We start from the raw sequence: 19,556 nt of genomic DNA on the forward strand, positions 1-19,556 counted from the left end.
AGGCCATCGGCCCTGATGCCTCTGCCTCCCCCTGCTCTGTAAATTTTTTGCGGAAGCATCGATTTCCTCATGCGGTTCTTCGCGTATCCCATTAAGATAAATCCAATCTTCCCTCTCACCGCTTTTAGAATGGATACGCGTTTGTTGAAAAAATTCTCCCTGTCGCTGCTGGCCATTGCTTTTGCCAGTATGCCTGTACTGAGCCAGGCTCAGACCCAAAAACTGGCCTCTCAGGTCGTTGATGAACACGCAGAACATATTTTCTATAGCAGCGGCGCCATGGGCATGGCGCTCGTGGTTGTCGATAAGAATCAGCAGGTTTTCAGAAGCTTTGGGGAAACCCGGGCAGGATCGGGTCAGCGTCCTCGTGAAGACTCACTGATCCGCATCGCGTCGCTGACCAAGCTAATGACCAGCGAAGTGCTGGTGAAGCTTGCTGAACAGGGTACGGTCAAGGTGACCGATCCGCTGCGTAAGTACGCGCCGGGCAACGCCTTCGTTCCGTATTACAGCCCGACGTCGCCGATGACTTTGCTCAACCTCGCCACCCACACTGCCGGTCTGCCACGCGAACAGCCGGGCGGCGCGCCGCATCGTCCGGTGTTTACCTGGCCGAATCGCGCGGAACGCTGGAGCTGGTTGCAAACCGCCAAGCTTACCGTCCCGCCTGGCTCGCACGCCTCCTATTCCAATCTGGGCTTTGACCTGCTGTCGGACGCGCTGGCCGACGCCGCGCATCAGCCTTATCCGCAGCTGTTCCGTCAGTTAATAACCCAGCCAAACGGCATGGTCGATACCACCTTCACGCCGACTGCGGCACAGTGCTCTCGTCTGATGGAAGGCCTGCGCCCAAGCCCTTGTCTGAACACGATTGCTGCACAGGGCAGCGGCGGAGTCTATTCCACACCGGCGGACATGGGTCGCTGGATGAAGCAGTTCCTGCCTAACGCCGCTGGCCAGCAATCGCCGACCGCAGCGCTGGCGCAGAAGATGTATTTCCGTCGTACCGACCTGGTGTCGTTGAAAGGCATGGACGTTCCGGGGCAGGCCTATGAGTTAGGCATGGGCTGGATTACCATGGCGCCAACGCCATTGCTGCCGCGCATCATTCAAAAAACCGGCGGCGGTGGGGGCTTCATTACCTATATGGCGATGGTGCCTCAGCGCGGCGTAGGGGTATTTATCGTTGTCACCCGGTCAGAGCTGACCAAGTTCAAGAACATGAGCGACGGCGTGAACGATCTGGTGGCCGATCTGGTGCGTAACAACGAGATCTAAGCTCCTCACTCTCAGGCTTCAGAAAGCAAAAAAGCAGCTCGATTGAGCTGCTTTTTTTATCCCTCGGGGTCTTGGCTAACTCCGTTTCAACAACAGATAGACGCTGATGACAAGGAACAGTGCGCTTGGCAATACCGCGCCGAGTAGTGGCGGTATGTTGTAGACCAGGCTGAGCGGGCCAAAAATCTGGTCCAGCACGTAGAACAGGAACCCGAAGCAGATACCGGTCACGACTCTCACGCCCATCGGCACGCTGCGCAGCGGTCCGAAGATAAATGACAGTGCCATCAGCATCATTACCGCAACGGACAGCGGCGCGAAGATTTTACGCCACATGTTCAACTGGTAACGTTTCGCTTCCTGGCCGCTCTGCTTGAGGTACTTAACGTAGTTGTAGAGACCGCTTATCGACAGCGAGTCCGGATCCAAGGCGACCACGCCCAGCTTGTCAGGCGTCAGGTTAGTCTTCCATTCACCGCTCAGGGTCTGAGAACCGCTGATCTTGGTTGGGCTGTCGAGTACCGATTCGTCAACCTGAGACAGCTGCCAGCCACCGTTCTCGTACTCGGCAGAGGTAGCATAGCGTACGGACAGCAGCTTGTTATTACCGTCGAAGTGGTAGATGTTCACGCCGTTGATCTGGTTGTCGCCCACCACGTGTTCGATGAAGATGAAGTCGTGCCCGTCTTTCGCCCAAATGCCGTTTTGCGTAGAGACCAGCGAGCCGCCGAACATCTGCTGCGCACGGTAGTTGCGCGCCATCTGCTCACCGGCAGGCGATACCCACTCCCCGATTGCCATGGTCAGCAAGACCAGCGGGATAGCGGTTTTCATGACCGAGGTCGCGACCTGCATACGGGTAAAACCGGAGGCCTGCATCACCACCAGCTCGCTGCGTGTCGCCAGCGCGCCAAGGCCCAACAGCGCACCCAACAGAGCGGCCATCGGGAAGAAGACTTCGATATCCTTCGGCACGCTCAGCAAGGTATAGAGCCCGGCATCGAGCGCCGAATAACTGCCCTGTCCGACCTTACGCAGCTGGTCAACGAATTTGATAATCCCGGAAAGGGAAACCAGCATGAACAGCGTCATCATGATGGTGTTGAAAATGGTCCGTCCGATATAACGGTCTAAAACACCAAACATCAGGCCGCTCCTCTAAAACGTGCGCGTATCCTGCGGGCTGGCAGGGTATCCCACATATTAAGCACCACGGCGAGTGCCAGATACGCAAGGTTGGTCGCCCACATCCAGACCATCGGATCGAGTTTGCCTTTCTCTGCGTTGGAACGAAGCGAACTTTGCAGCAGGAAGAAGATGAGGTAGAGGAAGATTGCTGGCAGCATGCTCAGTACGCGGCCCTGACGCGGGTTAACCACCGAGAGCGGTACTACCATCAGCGCCATCACAAACACCGAAACCACCAGCGTCAGACGCCAGTGCAGCTCGGCGCGCGCCTCGATAGCCTTTGAATGCCACAGAGAAGACATGCTCATCTGTTCGACGTCGCTGCTGTCTAGCTCGACAATCTTGTGGCCGATAACCGCCAGATAGTCGGTGAAATTAGTGATACGGAAGTCACGCAGCAGTGCGGTACCTTCGTAGCGAGTGCCGGTGTCCAGCGTCACTTGCTGGGAGCCGTCAGGACGCTGGTCCATATGGCCTTTCTCGGCCACCACCACCGACGGACGCTGGTTGCCGTTCGGCCTAAGCTGCGCCAGGAAAACGTTGCGGAATTCTTTACCGCGCACGTTGCCCACAAACAGCACGGAACTGCCGTCCTGTGAAGGGGTGAACTGCCCAGCGACCATCGCCGCCATGCTCGGGTTCGCCTTGGCTTCGGCCATCACTTCATCCTGATGCTTCGACGACCAGGGGCCGACCCAAAATGAGTTAATACCGGCGAAAATAGAGGTGAACACCGCCAGAACCATGGCAGCAACGATTAGTGACCTTTTACCCAGTCCGCAGGCGTGCATAACAGTGATTTCACTGTCAGTATAGAGCTTGCCCAGAGTCATGAGCAGACCCAAGAAAAGACTCAGCGGCAGGATAAGCTGTGCCATCTCGGGTATACCTAACCCAAGAAGCTGAATAACTAAATTTGTTGGGATATCGCCATCGACTGCTGCACCCAGTATTCTGACCAGCTTCTGACAAAAGAAGATTAGAAGCAGAATAAACAGGATCGCAATTTGGCTCTTGAAGGTTTCCCTAACCAGATATCTAATGATGATCACGCTGAATACGCCTGTGAAAACTTGTCTTTTTGCAGGAAAATCGATAATTTCATCGCTAATCCGTCATTTTTTCTCATCATATGGCAACCTTCACAGCTAAAATAGTATTACAACACCGTAAATTTAGGTGACCTATAGGAAGATGCTTATAGCCGCCAAAATAAAATTTCTACGCCGTATAGGTTAACACAGGTCATTACATCAATGACGGGAGAGTGTAACGGAAGCCCCATTCTATCCGTACCCCCCGCCTTTGTCTTTAAGATTCAGGAGAGTGCATGGAGTTCAGTGTAAAAAGCGGTAGCCCGGAAAAACAGCGCAGTGCCTGTATTGTAGTCGGCGTTTTCGAACCACGCCGCCTATCTCCTATGGCTGAACAGCTCGACAAAATCAGCAATGGGTACATCAGCGCCCTGCTCCGCCGCGGTGAACTGGAAGGAAAAGTGGGGCAGACATTGTTCCTGCACCATGTTCCAAACATTCTGTCCGAGCGCATTCTGCTGGTAGGCTGCGGCAAAGAACGCGAACTCGACGAACGTCAATACAAGCAGGTTATCCAGAAAACTATTCACGCCTTGAATGAAACAGGTTCTATGGAAGCCGTTTGCTTCCTCACCGAACTTCACGTCAAGGGACGGAATACTTACTGGAAAGTGCGTCAGGCCGTCGAGACCTCCAAAGAGTCTCTCTATACCTTCGATCAGCTGAAGAGCAACAAGGTCGAGCCGCGCCGTCCGCTGCGTAAAATGGTCTTCAACGTGCCGACCCGCCGCGAACTTAACAGCGGTGACCGCGCCATTGCACACGGTCTGGCTATCTCTTACGGCGTTAAAGCCGCGAAAGATCTGGGCAACATGCCGCCGAACATCTGTAACGCCGCTTATCTGGCCTCACAGGCTCGCCAGCTGGCCGATGCGTTCAGCACTAATATCACCACCCGCGTCATCGGCGAACAGCAGATGAAAGAGCTGGGAATGAACGCCTATCTGGCCGTGGGTCAGGGCTCGCAGAACGAGTCGCTGATGTCGGTGATGGAATATAAAGGTAATCCGAACCCAGACGCTAAGCCAATTGTGCTGGTCGGTAAAGGCCTGACCTTCGATTCCGGCGGTATCTCCATCAAGCCTGCGGCCGACATGGACGAAATGAAGTACGATATGTGTGGCGCGGCCACGGTGTATGGCGTCATGCGCGTCGTTGCCGAGCTGAAGCTGCCGTTGAACGTAGTCGGCGTTCTGGCCGGATGTGAAAACATGCCGGGCAGCCGCGCGTTCCGTCCGGGCGACATTCTGGCCACCATGTCAGGCAAAACCGTTGAAGTGCTGAATACCGATGCCGAAGGCCGTCTGGTGCTGTGCGACGCACTGACCTACGTTGAGCGTTTTGATCCTGAGCTGGTTATCGACGTGGCAACGCTGACCGGCGCCTGCGTCATCGCGCTGGGTCATCACATCACCGGCCTGCTGTCGAACCACAACCCGCTGGCCCACGAGCTTATCACCGCCTCCGAACAGGCCGGTGACCGTGCGTGGCGTTTGCCGATGGGCGACGAGTACGACGAACAGCTTCAGTCAAACTTTGCCGATATGGCAAACATTGGCGGCCGTCCTGGCGGCGCAATCACCGCAGGCATGTTCCTGTCTCACTTTGCCGACAAGTACAACTGGGCTCACCTGGACATCGCCGGTACCGCATGGCGCTCAGGTAAGAACAAAGGAGCGACGGGTCGCCCTGTTTCTCTGCTGTCCCAGTTCTTGTTGAACCGTGCAGGTCTCAACGGCGACGATTAATCGCCTATTGTGGTAAAACCCGTCCTTCGCTGTGATTCACGCCGGAGGACGGCGTTAGGAAGACACTCATGAAACAGGCTACATTTTTTCTTCTCGACTCACCGGACGTCGCAGGCGAGCTCAGCGGCCACGAGGCACTGGCGTGCCAGATTGCGGCACAGCGCTACCGTGCGGGTCAACGCGTGCTTATTGCCTGCGAAGACCAGAAACAAGCGGAACGTCTGGATGAAGCGCTGTGGAAACGTGATGCCGACCAGTTTGTGCCGCACAATCTGGCGGGAGAAGGCCCGAGATTTGGTGCCCCCGTCGAGCTTTGCTGGCCAGGAAAACGCGGAAATGCGCCGCGAGATTTGCTGATTAGCCTGCTCGGGAATTTTGCAGATTTTGCCACCGCTTTCCATGAAGTGGTAGACTTCGTTCCTTACGAAGATTCTTTAAAGCAGTTGGCGCGCGAACGCTACAAAGCCTATCGCAGCGTCGGCTTCAATTTGACCACGGCGACACCGCCCGACGTCAATACAACGACTACAGACTAACGAAGCGAAATGGATAAGACATATAACCCGCAAGATATCGAGCAACCGCTTTACGAGCACTGGGAAGAACAGGGCTACTTCAAGCCTAACGGTGATACCAGTAAGGAAAGCTTCTGCATCATGATCCCGCCGCCGAACGTTACCGGTAGCTTGCATATGGGTCACGCTTTCCAGCAAACCATCATGGACGCCATGATCCGCTATCAGCGCATGCAGGGTAAAAACACTCTGTGGCAGGCGGGGACCGACCATGCCGGTATTGCCACTCAGATGGTAGTAGAGCGCAAGATTGCCGCTGAAGAAGGCAAAACACGTAAAGACTATGGTCGCGAAGCCTTTATCGACAAAATCTGGGAATGGAAATCAGAATCAGGCGGCACCATAACGCGTCAGATGCGCCGTCTGGGCGACTCCGTGGACTGGGAGCGTGAGCGCTTCACCATGGACGAAGGCCTGTCCAACGCTGTTCGCGAAGTGTTTGTACGTCTGTACAAAGAGGACCTGATTTACCGCGGCAAGCGCCTGGTAAACTGGGACCCGAAACTGCGTACCGCCATTTCTGACCTCGAAGTTGAAAACCGCGAATCCAAAGGCTCCATCTGGCACCTGCGCTATCCGCTGGCCGATGGCGTCAAGACCGCCGACGGTAAAGACTACCTGGTGGTGGCGACCACGCGTCCAGAAACCGAACTCGGTGACGCTGGCGTGGCCGTTAACCCGGAAGATCCACGCTATAAAGACCTGATCGGTAAAGAGGTTATCCTGCCACTGGTAGGCCGCCGTATTCCTATCGTAGGCGATGAACACGCCGACATGGAAAAAGGCACCGGCTGCGTGAAAATCACCCCTGCGCACGACTTTAACGACTACGAAGTCGGTAAACGTCACAACCTGCCGATGATCAACATCCTGACTTTCGACGGCGACATCCGCCAGACCGCCGAGGTGTTCGACACCAAGGGCGAAGAAAGCGATGCGTGCAGCAACGAAATTCCAGAACAGTTCCGTGGCCTGGAGCGCTTCGCCGCGCGTAAAGCCATCGTGGCTGCCTTCGACGAACTTGGCCTGCTCGAAGAGATCAAACCGCACGACCTGACCATCCCTTATGGTGACCGTGGCGGCGTCGTTATCGAGCCAATGCTGACCGACCAGTGGTATGTGCGCACTGCCCCGCTGGCAAAAGTGGCCGTTGAAGCGGTTGAGCAAGGCGAAATCCAGTTCGTCCCAAAACAGTACGAAAACATGTATTTCAGCTGGATGCGCGACATTCAGGACTGGTGTATTTCTCGTCAGCTGTGGTGGGGTCACCGTATCCCGGCCTGGTACGACGCAGAAGGCAAAGTCTACGTAGGTCGTGACGAAGAAGAAGTGCGTCGTGAAAACAGCCTGGGTGCAGACGTTGTGCTGAGTCAGGACGAAGACGTGCTGGACACCTGGTTCTCCTCCGGCCTGTGGACCTTCTCGACCCTGGGCTGGCCAAACGAAACGCCAGACCTGAAAGCCTTCCACCCTTCAAGCGTGGTAGTCAGTGGCTTCGACATCATCTTCTTCTGGATAGCACGCATGATCATGATGACCATGCACTTCGTGAAAGACGAAAATGGCAAGCCGCAGGTTCCGTTCAACACGGTGTACATGACCGGCCTTATCCGCGACGACGAAGGGCAGAAAATGTCTAAGTCCAAGGGTAACGTCATCGATCCTCTGGATATGATCGACGGTATCTCGCTAGAAGACCTGTTGGAAAAACGTACCGGCAACATGATGCAGCCGCAGCTGGCGGAAAAAATCCGCAAGCGCACCGAGAAGCAGTTCCCGAACGGCATCGAACCGCACGGCACCGACGCCCTGCGCTTCACGCTGGCGGCACTGGCCTCGACCGGTCGCGACATCAACTGGGACATGAAGCGTCTCGAAGGCTACCGCAACTTCTGTAACAAGCTGTGGAACGCCAGCCGCTTCGTGCTGATGAACACCGAAGATCAAGACTGTGGCCTGAACGGCGGCGAACTGCAGCTGTCTCTGGCTGACCGCTGGATCCTGGCTGAATATAACCGTACGGTGAAAGCCTACCGCGAAGCGTTGGACGGCTATCGTTTCGACCTCGCAGCGAGCATTCTGTATGAATTCACCTGGAACCAGTTCTGTGACTGGTATCTGGAGCTGGCGAAGCCGGTGATGAACGGTGGCACCGAAGCACAGCTTCGCGGCACCCGTCACACGCTGGTCGAGGTCCTGGAAGGTCTGCTGCGCCTTGCACATCCGATCATTCCATTCATCACTGAAACCATCTGGCAGAGCGTGAAACCGCTGAAAGGCATTACCGCAGACACCATCATGCTGCAGCCTTTCCCAGAGTACTCGGCGGATAAAGCCGATGAAAGCGCGCTGGTCGACCTCGAGTGGATCAAGCAGGCGATCGTCGCTATTCGTAACGTGCGTGCAGAGATGAATATTGCTCCGGGTAAACCACTCGAACTGCTGCTGCGTGGCGCAAGCGCCGATGCACAGCGTCGCGTGGAGCAGAACCTGAGCTTCATCAAATCACTGGCGCGTCTGGAGTCCATCACCGTGCTGCCTGCCGGCGACAAAGGTCCGGTTTCTGTCACCAAGCTGGTTGAGGGCGCAGAGCTGCTGATCCCAATGGCCGGTCTGGTAGATAAAGAAGCCGAGCTGGAACGTCTGTGCAAAGAGATTGCCAAGCTGGACGCAGAGGTTGAGCGTATCGAAGCCAAGCTTTCAAACGAAGGCTTCGTGGCGCGTGCCCCGGAAGCGGTTGTCGCGAAAGAGCGCGAGAGACTGCAGGCCTGTGCCGAAGCCAAGGTGAAGATTCAGGAACAGCAGGCCACCATCGCCGCGCTGTAATTCTGGCCGCTAAGGTAATGACGAGAAAACGGTGGAGTGAAAGCTCCGCCGTTTTTTTTCGCATTGCAAAAAACGCCCGCTCGCGGTATTAAATGCAAAAGAAAAGCGAAGCGATACCTCATCTAACTTTCATTAGACAAAGAATCTATGACGACAGCAGTGATTAATTCAACAGAGCAAGATGTCGTGGTGCGCCGCATTACCTGTGATGACAATGCCGATATTGCACGCGTCATTCGCACCGTTTCGGCCGAATTTGGCCTGACAGCCGATAAAGGCTATACGGTTGCCGATCCCAATCTCGACGTGCTGTGTGAAATGTACAGTCGGCCACGCCACGCCTACTGGGTGGTTGAACTCAACGGTGAGATAGCCGGTGGCGGCGGTGTTGCCCCATTAGTGGGTGCCGACGACGACATTTGTGAGCTACAGAAGATGTATTTCATGTCCAGCCTGCGTGGAAAAGGCCTGGCAAAACGTCTGGCGATTCAGGCCATGGCCCACGCCAAAGGACAGGGCTTTACCCGCTGTTACCTCGAGACCACCGCCAGCCTGACGCAGGCGATTGCGTTGTATGAACACTTGGGTTTCGAACACATCGACGGCGCGCTCGGCAGCACCGGGCACGTAGACTGCGAAGTTACCATGCTGAAAACGCTGTAACACAATGTTTAAGCAATAAAAAAGCCGACATCGTCGGCTTTTTTTATATTTGAACTTAACGACTCATTCTTCATCTGCTGAACCAGGACGAGCCCGCTTCCAACGCCGTATCACCGACGCGCAGCAGAGTAATATAAAGACTTAGTGGCGTTTGCCGTCGTCATCTTTATCGACGATGCTTTTAGACTTAGGCGCAGCCTCGTCTTCTTCTTCATCTTCTTCGTCGTATTCTTCTTCGTCGCCGTCTTCGCCGTTAGGGTCTTCGAAATAAGTGCCCCAGCCGTCGTAGTTGACGCCGTTAGCTTCCGCCAGCGCCACCAGCTGCTCAACCTGTGCGTCGATTATCTCGGCGTTAAGCGCAACTTCGCTTATCACGTCGCAGCACATTACCGTTGAGCCATCTTCAACTTCTAGCTCTTCAGCATCGGTCACTTCGTAGCCCAGTTTGAAAGCCTCTACCGCTGCTCGCTCTAAAACTTCGAATTTCTCGGAGGAGAAATGATGCTCAATAGTGTAAAGCGCGTCAGGATCGCTGCCGTCTTCCAACAGCTCTTCGATGATTAAGCGGGTCTCTTCACGTTGTTCGTCTAGCAATTCACGGTTTGCCATGCCTCAGTCCTCAATCAATATGACGTTTAGACGCTATTTTCACACAGCAGACGGCTTGCCTCCAACATAAACGATAAAGTTTTTACTTGGGGGTTGTAATTGCATATTCATACATATAAATTGAATTTTAATTCATTGGATAAGTTTCGGAGATAGACACATGAGTCTGTTAAGTAAACGCCATTTTCTTAGGCTGCTGGATTTTACCCCCTCAGAACTTGAAACCCTGCTGAAGCTCTCTGCAGATTTGAAAACTGCCAAGAAAAACGGCAGCGAGAAGCCTTACCTGAAAGGCAAAAACATTGCGCTCATCTTCGAAAAAGACTCGACCCGCACCCGATGCTCTTTCGAAGTTGCCGCATACGATCAGGGAGCACAGGTTACTTACCTCGGCCCAAGCGGCAGCCAGATTGGCCATAAAGAGTCGATGAAAGACACCGCTCGCGTGCTGGGAAGAATGTACGACGGTATCCAGTATCGCGGTTTCGGTCAGGAAATCGTTGAAACATTGGCCGAACACGCCGGTGTGCCGGTATGGAACGGGCTGACTAATGAGTTCCATCCTACCCAGCTTCTGGCCGACCTGCTGACCATGAAAGAGCATCTGCCGGGTAAAACTCTGTCGCAAATGTCTCTCGCCTATCTCGGTGATGCGCGCAACAATATGGGCAACTCACTGCTCGAAGCCGCCGCGCTGTGCGGGCTGGACCTGCGTCTCGTCGCGCCTTCCGCCTGCTGGCCTGACGCCGAGCTGGTCGAAAGTTGCCGACATCTGGCTGAGCAAAACGGCGGTTCGATCACTCTGACCGAAGACATCGATACGGGCGTCAAGGGGGCAGATTTCCTCTACACCGACGTTTGGGTGTCGATGGGCGAACCGAAGGAGGCCTGGAAAGAGCGCATCAACCTGCTGCGTCCTTATCAGGTTAACATGGCGATGATTGCCAAGACCGGCAACCCTAACGTGAAGTTCCTGCACTGCCTGCCCGCTTTCCACGACGGTCAAACGACGCTCGGTCGTCAGATGGCCGAAGAGTACGACCTGAAAGGCGGTATGGAAGTCTCGGATGAAGTGTTTGAATCCGCGCATAGCGTGGTGTTCGATCAGGCCGAAAACCGTATGCACAGCATAAAAGCGGTGATGGTCGCCACGCTCGGCACCCTGTAAGCACGATTTGCTTAATGCCGCGTAAGCCCGTTGGTCGTGCCGACGGGCTGGCTTTCAGCTATGCGTTATTTATGCATTTTTTTATGCAATGTTGCACTTTTTAACCCGCTTTCCCCCTCGGCAACCCTGTTTATCAACTAACCTTTTAGCATGTGAATAAAAAAGGGAACTGTTATGGGTGCTGTGAATCCCGAGTTCGTGCTTCGCCTGGAAAGCTTGCTGAGCAGGGTCTATCCCAAAGAACACATTGGCGATCTGATTAAAAAAATTCTGCATCTCGGTGAGAAATGGAATTACGGTGCACACCGGTCGTCGCAGTGGGTAGACGGCACCAATATCTATCTCATCACCTATGGCGATACTATTTCTCAGCCGGATAAACCGCCGCTCGCTACGCTGAATCATTTCGCACAGAAACACCTGAAAGATATTATCTCCGACATTCATATTCTGCCGATGTACCCCTACAGTTCCGACGACGGCTTCAGCGTGATTGATTATCGCCGTATCGATGAACATCTGGGCGGGTGGAGTGATATTCATCATCTCTCTGCCAACTTCAACATGATGTTTGACTGCGTGATCAACCACATATCACGCTCAAGCGAATGGCTGAAAGGCTACATCAAAGATGACCCGTACTATCATGACTACTTTATCGAAGCCAACCCAGAGCTCGACTACAGCCGCGTTGTACGTCCGCGCGCTTCGCCACTGCTGACACCTTTTATCAAGGCCGACGGCACCGAGCTCTACCTGTGGACCACCTTCAGTGAAGACCAGATAGACATCAACTTTAAAAATCCGCAGGTACTGCTCGAGAGTATCGACGTGATATTGCAGTACGCGGCCAGCGGCGCGCAGTCCATCCGTCTCGATGCTATCGGCTATATCTGGAAGGAGATGGGCACCACCTGTATCCACCGCCCACAGACGCATAACATCATCAAACTGTGGCGTACCATTCTCGATGAGGTCATTCCGGGGACCCGCATCATTACCGAAACCAACGTGCCACATAATGAAAACATCAGCTACTTTGGTGAAGGCGACGAGGCGCACATGGTGTACCAGTTCGCACTGCCGCCGCTGACCCTGCACGCCTTCCTGCGCGAAGACACCCGCAAGCTGACTCAGTGGGCACAGGGGCTAAACGCGGAGGCGCACTACCCGAAAACCACCTATTTCAACTTCCTTTCCAGCCACGACGGCATCGGCCTGCGTCCTACCGAGACTTTCCTTGATGATGACGAGCGAAAATATCTCGCCCAGGAAACGCTGCGCAAGGAGGGCCGCGTGTCCTATAAAGACAACGGCGACGGCACGCATTCTCCGTATGAGCTGAATATCAACTATCTCAGCGCCATCACAGAGGCGGACGATAGCGTCGAGCTCAAGACGCGAAAATTTCTGGCGGCGCAGTCGCTGCTGCTGGCATTTATGGGTGTTCCGGCGATTTATATTCACAGCCTGCTCGGCAGTGAGAACGATCTCGAGGGGATGCATCAGTCTGGCCTGAGTCGCCGTATCAACCGTAAGAAGCTGCATCTCGACGAGGTTGAAGCCGAGCTGGAGAAAAAAGGATCGCTACGATCCGAAGTGTTCAACGGCTTGAAAAGATTGATCGAAATACGCCGCACCCATCCGGCATTCTCCCCGCAGGCGGGTCAGCGAATCTTTGAGTTGAGCGAGAAACTCTTCGCCTTCGAGCGTTACGATCCAAAATCGGAAAACCGCATCAGCTGCATTTTTAATATCAGCAGTCAGTCGCAGCCCTTTAAGCTCGCCGTTGAGGGCAAAGACTTGATTAGCGGGGAGCCATTCAGCGGGCAGATGCGCCTCCAGCCTTGGCAGGTGGTATGGATTGAACACAAACTCAAGGCCCCCGAGCGTCTAGGCAGGCTGCGGCGCTGGCGTAAAAAGATTTTCATCTCGCTGAAAAGGTCTGATGCCAATCGATTGCTCACCGGCCGAACAAAGAAAGCAAAAAGGTGAAGTCACCCTCTTGCAGGCAGCATATGTGCGCGTATAATGCGCCACAATTTGCCGGGAGAATGACATGATCAACACCACATTGCGCTTCGATGCTTCACCGAACCCAGTGCCTGTCGGCGGCGTTCAGCCGTTGCCTCTCCCAATGGTATTACCTGTTTTTAATCGATCGCAAAAAGCCCCTCATTGAGGGGCTTTTTTTTGTCTATCATCGTAAAGGAGAGCGACAATGGCTAATCCGCTGTATCAAAAACACATTATTTCAATTAACGATCTCAGCCGCGAAGAGCTGGAGCTAGTGCTGGACACCGCCGCTAGCCTGAAAGCCAATCCGCAGCCTGAACTGTTGAAACATAAGGTGATTGCCAGTTGCTTTTTTGAAGCTTCAACCCGTACCCGCCTGTCGTTTGAGACCTCTATTCATCGCCTCGGCGCATCGGTAGTCGGCTTTGCCGACGGCAGCAATACCTCGCTTGGCAAGAAAGGGGAAACCCTGGCCGACACCATCTCGGTGATTGGGACCTACGTCGACGCGATTGTGATGCGTCACCCGCAGGAGGGCGCGGCGCGTCTGGCGACTGAGTTCTCGCACGGTATTCCAATTCTCAACGCTGGCGACGGTGCCAACCAGCATCCGACGCAAACCCTGCTCGATCTGTTTACCATTCAGGAAACCCAGGGCCGTCTCGACAATATCAAAATCGCGATGGTCGGCGACCTGAAATACGGCCGTACGGTGCACAGCCTGGCGCAGGCGCTGGCGAAGTTTAACGGCAACCGCTTCTACTTCATCGCGCCGGACGCACTGGCGATGCCAGAATACATCCTCAACCTGCTGGAAGAGAAAGGCATCGAGTACAGCCTGCACGAGAGCATCGACGAGGTGGTGCCAGAGCTGGACATTCTGTACATGACCCGCGTACAGAAAGAGCGTCTGGACCCGTCAGAGTACGCCAACGTGAAAGCCCAGTTCATCCTGCGCGCTGCCGATCTTGCCGATGCCCAGCCGCACCTCAAGGTACTGCACCCGCTGCCGCGTATCGATGAAATTACTACCGACGTCGACAGCACCCCTTACGCCTGGTACTTCCAGCAGGCCGGTAACGGGATTTACGCACGCCAGGCCTTGCTGGCACTGGTACTCAACGCAGAGACAGGCGAATAAGGAGCGCATCATGACCCACGACAACAAACTCCAGGTAGAAGCCATCAAGTGTGGCACCGTAATCGACCATATTCCGGCGCAGATAGGTTTCAAGCTGCTGTCTCTGTTCAAACTGACCGAGACAGACCAGCGTATTACCATCGGGCTGAATCTGCCGTCCAACGAGCTTGGCCGCAAAGACATCATCAAAATTGAGAACACCTTTTTGACCGAGTCACAGGTCAATCAGCTGGCGGTGTACGCGCCGCACGCGACGGTCAATCGCATCGATGACTACGTGGTAGTCAAGAAGCTGCAACCGAGCCTGCCGGACCGTATCGAAGGCGTGCTGCGCTGCCCTAACGGCAACTGCATCAGTCGCTTCGAGCCGGTCGCGTCGAGTTTTTCGGTGAAGAATCGTCACAATGAAGTGCATTTGCAGTGCAAGTACTGCGAGAAAGAGTTCGAGCATCAGGTGGTCCTGAATAACGAATAGGCCGCGAAGAATCGGGGATGATTTATTGTTCCCCGCTCCTTATACTGTCCTGATGATTTTTCATCACGACTCGGCTTTTTAATTCAACAAGGAACTCATATGTCTCGCGAAATCAGTACAGAAAATGCCCCTGCAGCTATCGGTCCTTATGTTCAGGGCGTCGATCTCGGCAGCATGATCATCACTTCCGGCCAGATTCCTGTCGATCCTAAAACCGGCAACGTGGCGGAAGACATCGCGTCTCAGGCACGCCAGTCACTGGAAAACGTGCAGGCTATCGTTGAAGCCGCAGGCCTGAAAGTGGCCGATATCGTGAAAACTACCGTTTTCGTGAAAGATCTTAACGATTTTGCGACCGTCAACGCCACCTACGAAGCGTTCTTCACCGAACATAACGCGCCTTTCCCTGCTCGCTCTTGCGTTGAAGTTGCGCGTCTGCCAAAAGACGTGAACATCGAGATTGAAGCGATCGCGATTCGTCGCTAAGCCTCATTGCTTCTAAAAAGGTCAGCCTCCGCGCTGGCCTTTTTTGTTTTTGTCCTCGCCCTCCTCTTTCATTCACTTGTGAATGCTTCATCAACGACCATACTTAAAAATGGTGCACTTTTTTTGCTCATTTTTAGCTAAAACGCGCCGTGATGCGCACTAAAAAAGCGCGATACTCCCTCCTTTTCAACGATTTTCGGCCGCTTTTGCACGCTGGCACACTTTATGCGTATTAATTCTTGCCGCGTTAATGTTTTGGCCCATCAGTGATTAGGGCCTGACCAAAATGGAAGTTGTGCACCAACCCTAGCCTGTAATGTCAGTGAGGTGATGATGATCAATATTGACCTTTCCGATTCACCCTTTTTTGATGAGATGTTAATGGCTGAAGGGCAACACCGCAGTCATTACAAAGCCTACTGGCAATGGTTACAGCAGGCCGACCAACAGGCCGTGCAGCGCAAGAAAGAGGAAGCCGCGCTGTTGTTTCACCGGGTGGGGATTACCTTTAACGTGTACGGGGACGATGACGGCGCAGAACGCCTGATCCCTTTTGACAGCGTGCCGCGCATTATTCCGGCCAAAGAGTGGCAAATGCTCGACCGAGGCATTCGCCAGCGGGTGCAGGCGTTGAACTGCTTCCTGCATGATATCTACCACGACCAGAAGATCCTCAAGGCGGGTCTGGTGCCTGCCGAACAGGTATTGGCCAACGAGCAGTATCAGCCATGCATGCAGGGTGTTGATTTACATCGGAATACTTACGCGCACATTGCAGGAACTGACATGGTTCGCGGCGGTGACGGCGAGTATTACGTGCTCGAAGACAACCTGCGCACCCCGTCCGGCGTCTCTTACATGATGGAAAACCGCAAAATGATGATGCGGCTTTATCCTGAATTGTTTAGCGAACAGCGGATCGCGCCGGTTTCCCGTTATCCTTCTCACCTGCTGCAAACGCTGCGTGAAAGCACGCCGGTGAACGATCCGACCGTCGTGGTGCTGACGCCGGGCCGTTTCAACAGCGCCTATTTTGAACACAGCTTCCTGGCGCAGCAAATGGGCGTCGAGCTGGTTGAAAGCGTGGATCTGTTCGTCAAGGAAGGTGCCGTGTTTATGCGTACCACCGCTGGTCCTTGCAAGGTTGACGTTATCTATCGCCGCCTCGATGACGCATTCCTGGATCCTCTGGCCTTCCGCGCCGACTCGATGCTCGGCGTGCCGGGACTATTGTCGGTGTATCGCGCCGGTGGCGTGGTGCTGGCCAATGCCATCGGTACCGGTGTCGCCGACGACAAGTCTATCTATCCTTATGTCCCGGAGATGATCCGCTTCTATCTGTCTGAGGATCCTATCCTCAACAACGTGCCAACCTGGCAGTGTCGTAAAGAAAAAGATCTCTCCTACGTGCTGGCCAATCTGGAACACATGGTGGTTAAAGAGGTTCACGGCGCTGGCGGATACGGCATGCTGATCGGCCCGAAAGCCACGCAGGCGGAAATCGCCACCTTTCGTGAGCTGCTCAAGGCCAGACCGGACAACTATATTGCCCAGAATACGCTGGCACTCTCGACCTGCCCGACCTTCGTGGAGGAAGGACTGGCACCGCGGCACATCGACCTGCGTCCCTTTGCGCTTACCGGTGCAGAAATTCGATTGGTTCCCGGCGGCCTGACCCGCGTGGCGCTGGCCGAAGGCTCATTGGTGGTAAATTCGTCTCAGGGTGGGGGCACCAAGGATACCTGGGTTTTGGAGGATGACGCATGCTAAGCAGAACAGCCAGTGAACTCTATTGGATGGCCCGCTATCTGGAACGCGCAGAAAACATTGCTCGCCTGATGGACGTCACCAACAAACTGTCGATGATGTCGATTCGCGACAGCAACCATGACCTGATGGTGCCGCTGTTCCTGACCGGCACCCAGTCGCTGTTCAACGAAACCTATCAGCAGGTCACCATGAATAACCTGCTGCACTTCTTTGCGCTCGACAGTAATAACCACAGCAGCATTTTCAGCTGCATGCAGATGGCCTGGAACAATGCCCACGCGGTGCGCGGCAGCCTGTCGTCCGAAGTCTGGGAAAGCATTAACGCCTCGTGGATCGAGATGAAACAGATCCGCCGTCAGGGCGTGGGATCCGCCGGTGCGGACAGCTTCTTTGACTGGGTCAAAGAGCGATCCCACCTGTTTCGTGGCGCGATGTTTGGCACCTTGCTGCGCAGCGATGCGCTGTATTTTATTCGTCTCGGTACCATGCTGGAGCGTGCGGACAGTACCGCACGCCTGCTCGAAGCGAAAAACCAGCTGCTCGACGCCGACGAGGATCCGGTGCGTGAATATTATCGGATGGACACACTGCTGCGAGCGGTCAGCGCCCGCGAGGCTTTTCATAGCCTTTATAAACAGCAGCTTAGCAGAGAAACCATCTCTGACCTGCTGATCCTGCGCCGCGAACTGCCGCGCTCGCTGCTGGCCTGCGTCGAGGTTATCACCGAACAGCTCGAACTCATCGGCGGCACCGCGGGCAATCTGCCGCGCCGTCGTGCTCATACCCTCCATGCCCAACTGCGCTTCTCAACGCTCGCCGAAATTCAGGAAATTGGGCTCAGCCAATGGTTGAACGATTTCCTCAGCCAAACTAATGCGATTGCCGAGAGCATTCACCATACCTATCTGGAGGCACAATGAAACTTAACGTCAGTCATAAGACGCATTACACCTATGCTCAGCAGGTCAAACGCAGCACCCAGTATCTGCGCCTGACGCCGCAGAACTCGAGCCACCAGAAAATCCTGACTTGGGAGCTTAGCCTGCCTGAATACGCCACGCGCACCACCGACGCCTACGGCAATGTGCTGCACGTATTGACCCTCGACCAGCCGCATCAGGCGATCACTATCGAAGCCAACGGCGTGGTCGAGATTGAGGACAACGCCGAGGACGATAACTTCGGCCATCTTTCCCCGCTGGTCTTTCTGCGCACCAGCCCGCTGACCCACGCCGACGGCGCGATTCGTGACTTCGCCTCGCGCTACTACCGTCCGCAGGCTCAGCATGAAAGCCTGTGCAACCTGATGGGTGAACTGCTGCTCAAGATGCCTTACAGTCCGGGCACCACGACGGTGAAAGACAGCGCCGCGCAGGCGTTTAGCGCCCAGCAGGGTGTCTGTCAGGATCATACCCACGTGTTCCTCGCCTGCTGTCGCAGTCTGGCAATTCCGGCGCGCTACGTCAGCGGCTATCTCTATAGCCAGGACAGCGAACACGTGGCGACCCACGCCTGGGCAGAGGCCTGGCTCGACGGGCGTTGGCAAAGTTTTGACGTGACCAATAATACTTGCCAGCCCAATCAACATTTGAAACTCGCTATCGGTATAGATTATCTTGATGCCTGCCCGGTGCGCGGCATTCGGTTAGGGGGCGGCTGCGAAGATATGCACACTATTGCGGCGGTGCAGATACTCGATGTTCCCCAATAACTTAAGAACAAAGTCTCACTAAATAGCCGTTGATCCATCACAACCCTGACTGAATATAGGTAACTGGTATGACTTACTGTGTGGCCATGCGATTGTCCTCTGGCCTGGTTTTTGTTTCGGACTCGCGAACCAATGCTGGGGTGGACCATATTTCCACTTTCCGCAAACTGCACGTCTTTCATCAGAGCGATGAACGCGTGATGGTGATTCAGAGTGCCGGCAATCTGGCGACCACACAGAGCATTCTCAGCCTGTTGCATCGTCGCTGTCTGGATCCGCAGATGCCCAATATGCTTAACGTGGAGTCAATGTACGACGCCGCGAGCCTGCTGGGAGAAACGGTGCGGGAAGTGATAGCTCGCGACAGCGGTGCCAATCAGGGGGGAATGACCGACTTTAGCTGTAATTTGCTGCTCGGGGGGCAAATCAAGGACGAAGGTCTGCGCCTGTTCCACGTCTATCCACAGGGCAATTTTATTGAGGCCACGCACGATACGCCGTATTTTCAGGTGGGTGAAAGCAAATACGGCAAGCCGATTATCGATCGCGTGCTGAGCTACGATACGGCGCTGGATCAAGCGATGCAGTGCGCCCTGATTTCGATGGATTCGACGCTGCGCAGCAACCTCTCGGTCGGTCTGCCGCTCGACGTGATGATCTATCCTAAGGACAGTTTCAGCACCGCGCAGCAATACCGTATCACCGAGGATCATCCCTATTTCGCCATGATCCGCAAAGGCTGGGGCGAAGGATTGCTGAGCATTTTTGCCCAGCTGCCGCCGCTAAAGCTCGATAACTGACGTGTTGC

The 19,556-nt window shown here is 54.7% G+C and carries 17 protein-coding genes; 14 read left to right on the forward strand and 3 right to left on the reverse strand.

Annotated features, from left to right (window positions below; all coding sequences use genetic code 11):
- Nucleotides 1-129: 129 nt before the first annotated feature.
- Nucleotides 130-1,278, forward strand: a complete 1,149-nt coding sequence (gene ampH, locus O1V65_RS16310; protein ID WP_026110503.1) for a D-alanyl-D-alanine-carboxypeptidase/endopeptidase AmpH — start codon at nt 130-132, stop codon at nt 1,276-1,278.
- A 75-nt stretch (nt 1,279-1,353) separates the two neighbouring features.
- On the opposite strand, the gene lptG is transcribed toward ampH, so the two are convergent.
- Both lptG and lptF read right to left on the reverse strand, forming a co-directional pair.
- Nucleotides 1,354-2,424: an LPS export ABC transporter permease LptG gene (gene lptG, locus O1V65_RS16315; RefSeq protein WP_017491708.1), complete on the reverse strand. Its 1,071-nt coding sequence runs from the start codon at nt 2,422-2,424 to the stop codon at nt 1,354-1,356.
- Nucleotides 2,424-3,518 (reverse strand): LPS export ABC transporter permease LptF, encoded by a 1,095-nt coding sequence (lptF, locus tag O1V65_RS16320; protein ID WP_017491707.1) that lies wholly within the window; start codon nt 3,516-3,518, stop codon nt 2,424-2,426. Before lptF ends, lptG begins: the two co-directional genes overlap by 1 nt.
- Before the next feature lie 278 nt (nt 3,519-3,796).
- Here lptF and pepA point away from each other — a divergent pair, with 278 nt between their 5' ends.
- The 4 genes from pepA (at nt 3,797) to O1V65_RS16340 (ending at nt 9,372) form a co-directional block, all read left to right on the forward strand.
- Nucleotides 3,797-5,308 carry a leucyl aminopeptidase gene (pepA, locus tag O1V65_RS16325; protein ID WP_269129885.1) on the forward strand — a complete coding sequence of 504 codons (1,512 nt, stop codon included), beginning with the start codon at nt 3,797-3,799 and terminating at the stop codon, nt 5,306-5,308.
- Nucleotides 5,309-5,376: 68 nt separating this feature from the next.
- Entirely contained in the window at nt 5,377-5,844 is a 468-nt protein-coding gene (locus O1V65_RS16330) for a DNA polymerase III subunit chi (RefSeq protein WP_017491705.1), read from the forward strand.
- Nucleotides 5,845-5,853: 9 nt separating this feature from the next.
- Nucleotides 5,854-8,709, forward strand: coding sequence for a valine--tRNA ligase (locus tag O1V65_RS16335; protein WP_269129886.1), 2,856 nt, complete (start codon nt 5,854-5,856; stop codon nt 8,707-8,709).
- Between the two features lie 147 nt (nt 8,710-8,856).
- Nucleotides 8,857-9,372 carry a GNAT family N-acetyltransferase gene (locus O1V65_RS16340; RefSeq protein WP_017491703.1) on the forward strand — a complete coding sequence of 172 codons (516 nt, stop codon included), beginning with the start codon at nt 8,857-8,859 and terminating at the stop codon, nt 9,370-9,372.
- A 141-nt stretch (nt 9,373-9,513) separates the two neighbouring features.
- Here the strand turns inward: O1V65_RS16340 and rraB are convergent, their stop codons facing one another.
- Nucleotides 9,514-9,981, reverse strand: a complete 468-nt coding sequence (gene rraB, locus O1V65_RS16345; RefSeq protein WP_017491702.1) for a ribonuclease E inhibitor RraB — start codon at nt 9,979-9,981, stop codon at nt 9,514-9,516.
- 160 nt (nt 9,982-10,141) lie between these two features.
- Here rraB and argF point away from each other — a divergent pair, with 160 nt between their 5' ends.
- The 9 genes from argF (at nt 10,142) to O1V65_RS16390 (ending at nt 19,548) form a co-directional block, all read left to right on the forward strand.
- Nucleotides 10,142-11,149, forward strand: a complete 1,008-nt coding sequence (argF, locus tag O1V65_RS16350) for an ornithine carbamoyltransferase (RefSeq protein WP_017491701.1) — start codon at nt 10,142-10,144, stop codon at nt 11,147-11,149.
- Nucleotides 11,150-11,323: 174 nt separating this feature from the next.
- Nucleotides 11,324-13,144, forward strand: a complete 1,821-nt coding sequence (locus tag O1V65_RS16355; RefSeq protein ID WP_084911792.1) for an alpha-amylase family glycosyl hydrolase — start codon at nt 11,324-11,326, stop codon at nt 13,142-13,144.
- Nucleotides 13,145-13,370: 226 nt separating this feature from the next.
- Nucleotides 13,371-14,306 carry an aspartate carbamoyltransferase gene (pyrB, locus tag O1V65_RS16360; RefSeq protein WP_017491699.1) on the forward strand — a complete coding sequence of 312 codons (936 nt, stop codon included), beginning with the start codon at nt 13,371-13,373 and terminating at the stop codon, nt 14,304-14,306.
- Nucleotides 14,307-14,316: 10 nt separating this feature from the next.
- A complete protein-coding gene (gene pyrI, locus O1V65_RS16365) occupies nt 14,317-14,781 on the forward strand; it encodes an aspartate carbamoyltransferase regulatory subunit (protein ID WP_017491698.1) in 465 nt (154 codons plus the stop codon).
- A gap of 99 nt (nt 14,782-14,880) precedes the next feature.
- The gene (ridA, locus tag O1V65_RS16370; protein ID WP_017491697.1) at nt 14,881-15,267 is read left to right on the forward strand and encodes a 2-iminobutanoate/2-iminopropanoate deaminase; all 387 of its coding nucleotides are present in this window, start codon (nt 14,881-14,883) and stop codon (nt 15,265-15,267) included.
- A 333-nt stretch (nt 15,268-15,600) separates the two neighbouring features.
- On the forward strand, nt 15,601-17,037 hold the full coding sequence (locus O1V65_RS16375) for a circularly permuted type 2 ATP-grasp protein (RefSeq protein WP_017491696.1): 1,437 nt from the start codon (nt 15,601-15,603) through the stop codon (nt 17,035-17,037).
- The gene (locus tag O1V65_RS16380; protein ID WP_017491695.1) at nt 17,031-17,957 is read left to right on the forward strand and encodes an alpha-E domain-containing protein; all 927 of its coding nucleotides are present in this window, start codon (nt 17,031-17,033) and stop codon (nt 17,955-17,957) included. Before O1V65_RS16375 ends, O1V65_RS16380 begins: the two co-directional genes overlap by 7 nt.
- On the forward strand, nt 17,954-18,748 hold the full coding sequence (locus O1V65_RS16385; RefSeq protein ID WP_017491694.1) for a transglutaminase family protein: 795 nt from the start codon (nt 17,954-17,956) through the stop codon (nt 18,746-18,748). The genes O1V65_RS16380 and O1V65_RS16385 overlap by 4 nt, the downstream gene beginning before the upstream one ends.
- A gap of 68 nt (nt 18,749-18,816) precedes the next feature.
- The gene (locus tag O1V65_RS16390; protein WP_017491693.1) at nt 18,817-19,548 is read left to right on the forward strand and encodes a proteasome-type protease; all 732 of its coding nucleotides are present in this window, start codon (nt 18,817-18,819) and stop codon (nt 19,546-19,548) included.
- Nucleotides 19,549-19,556 lie beyond the last annotated feature (8 nt).

It is taken from the genome of Rouxiella badensis, from assembly GCF_026967515.2.
Lineage (GTDB): Bacteria > Pseudomonadota > Gammaproteobacteria > Enterobacterales > Enterobacteriaceae > Rouxiella > Rouxiella badensis.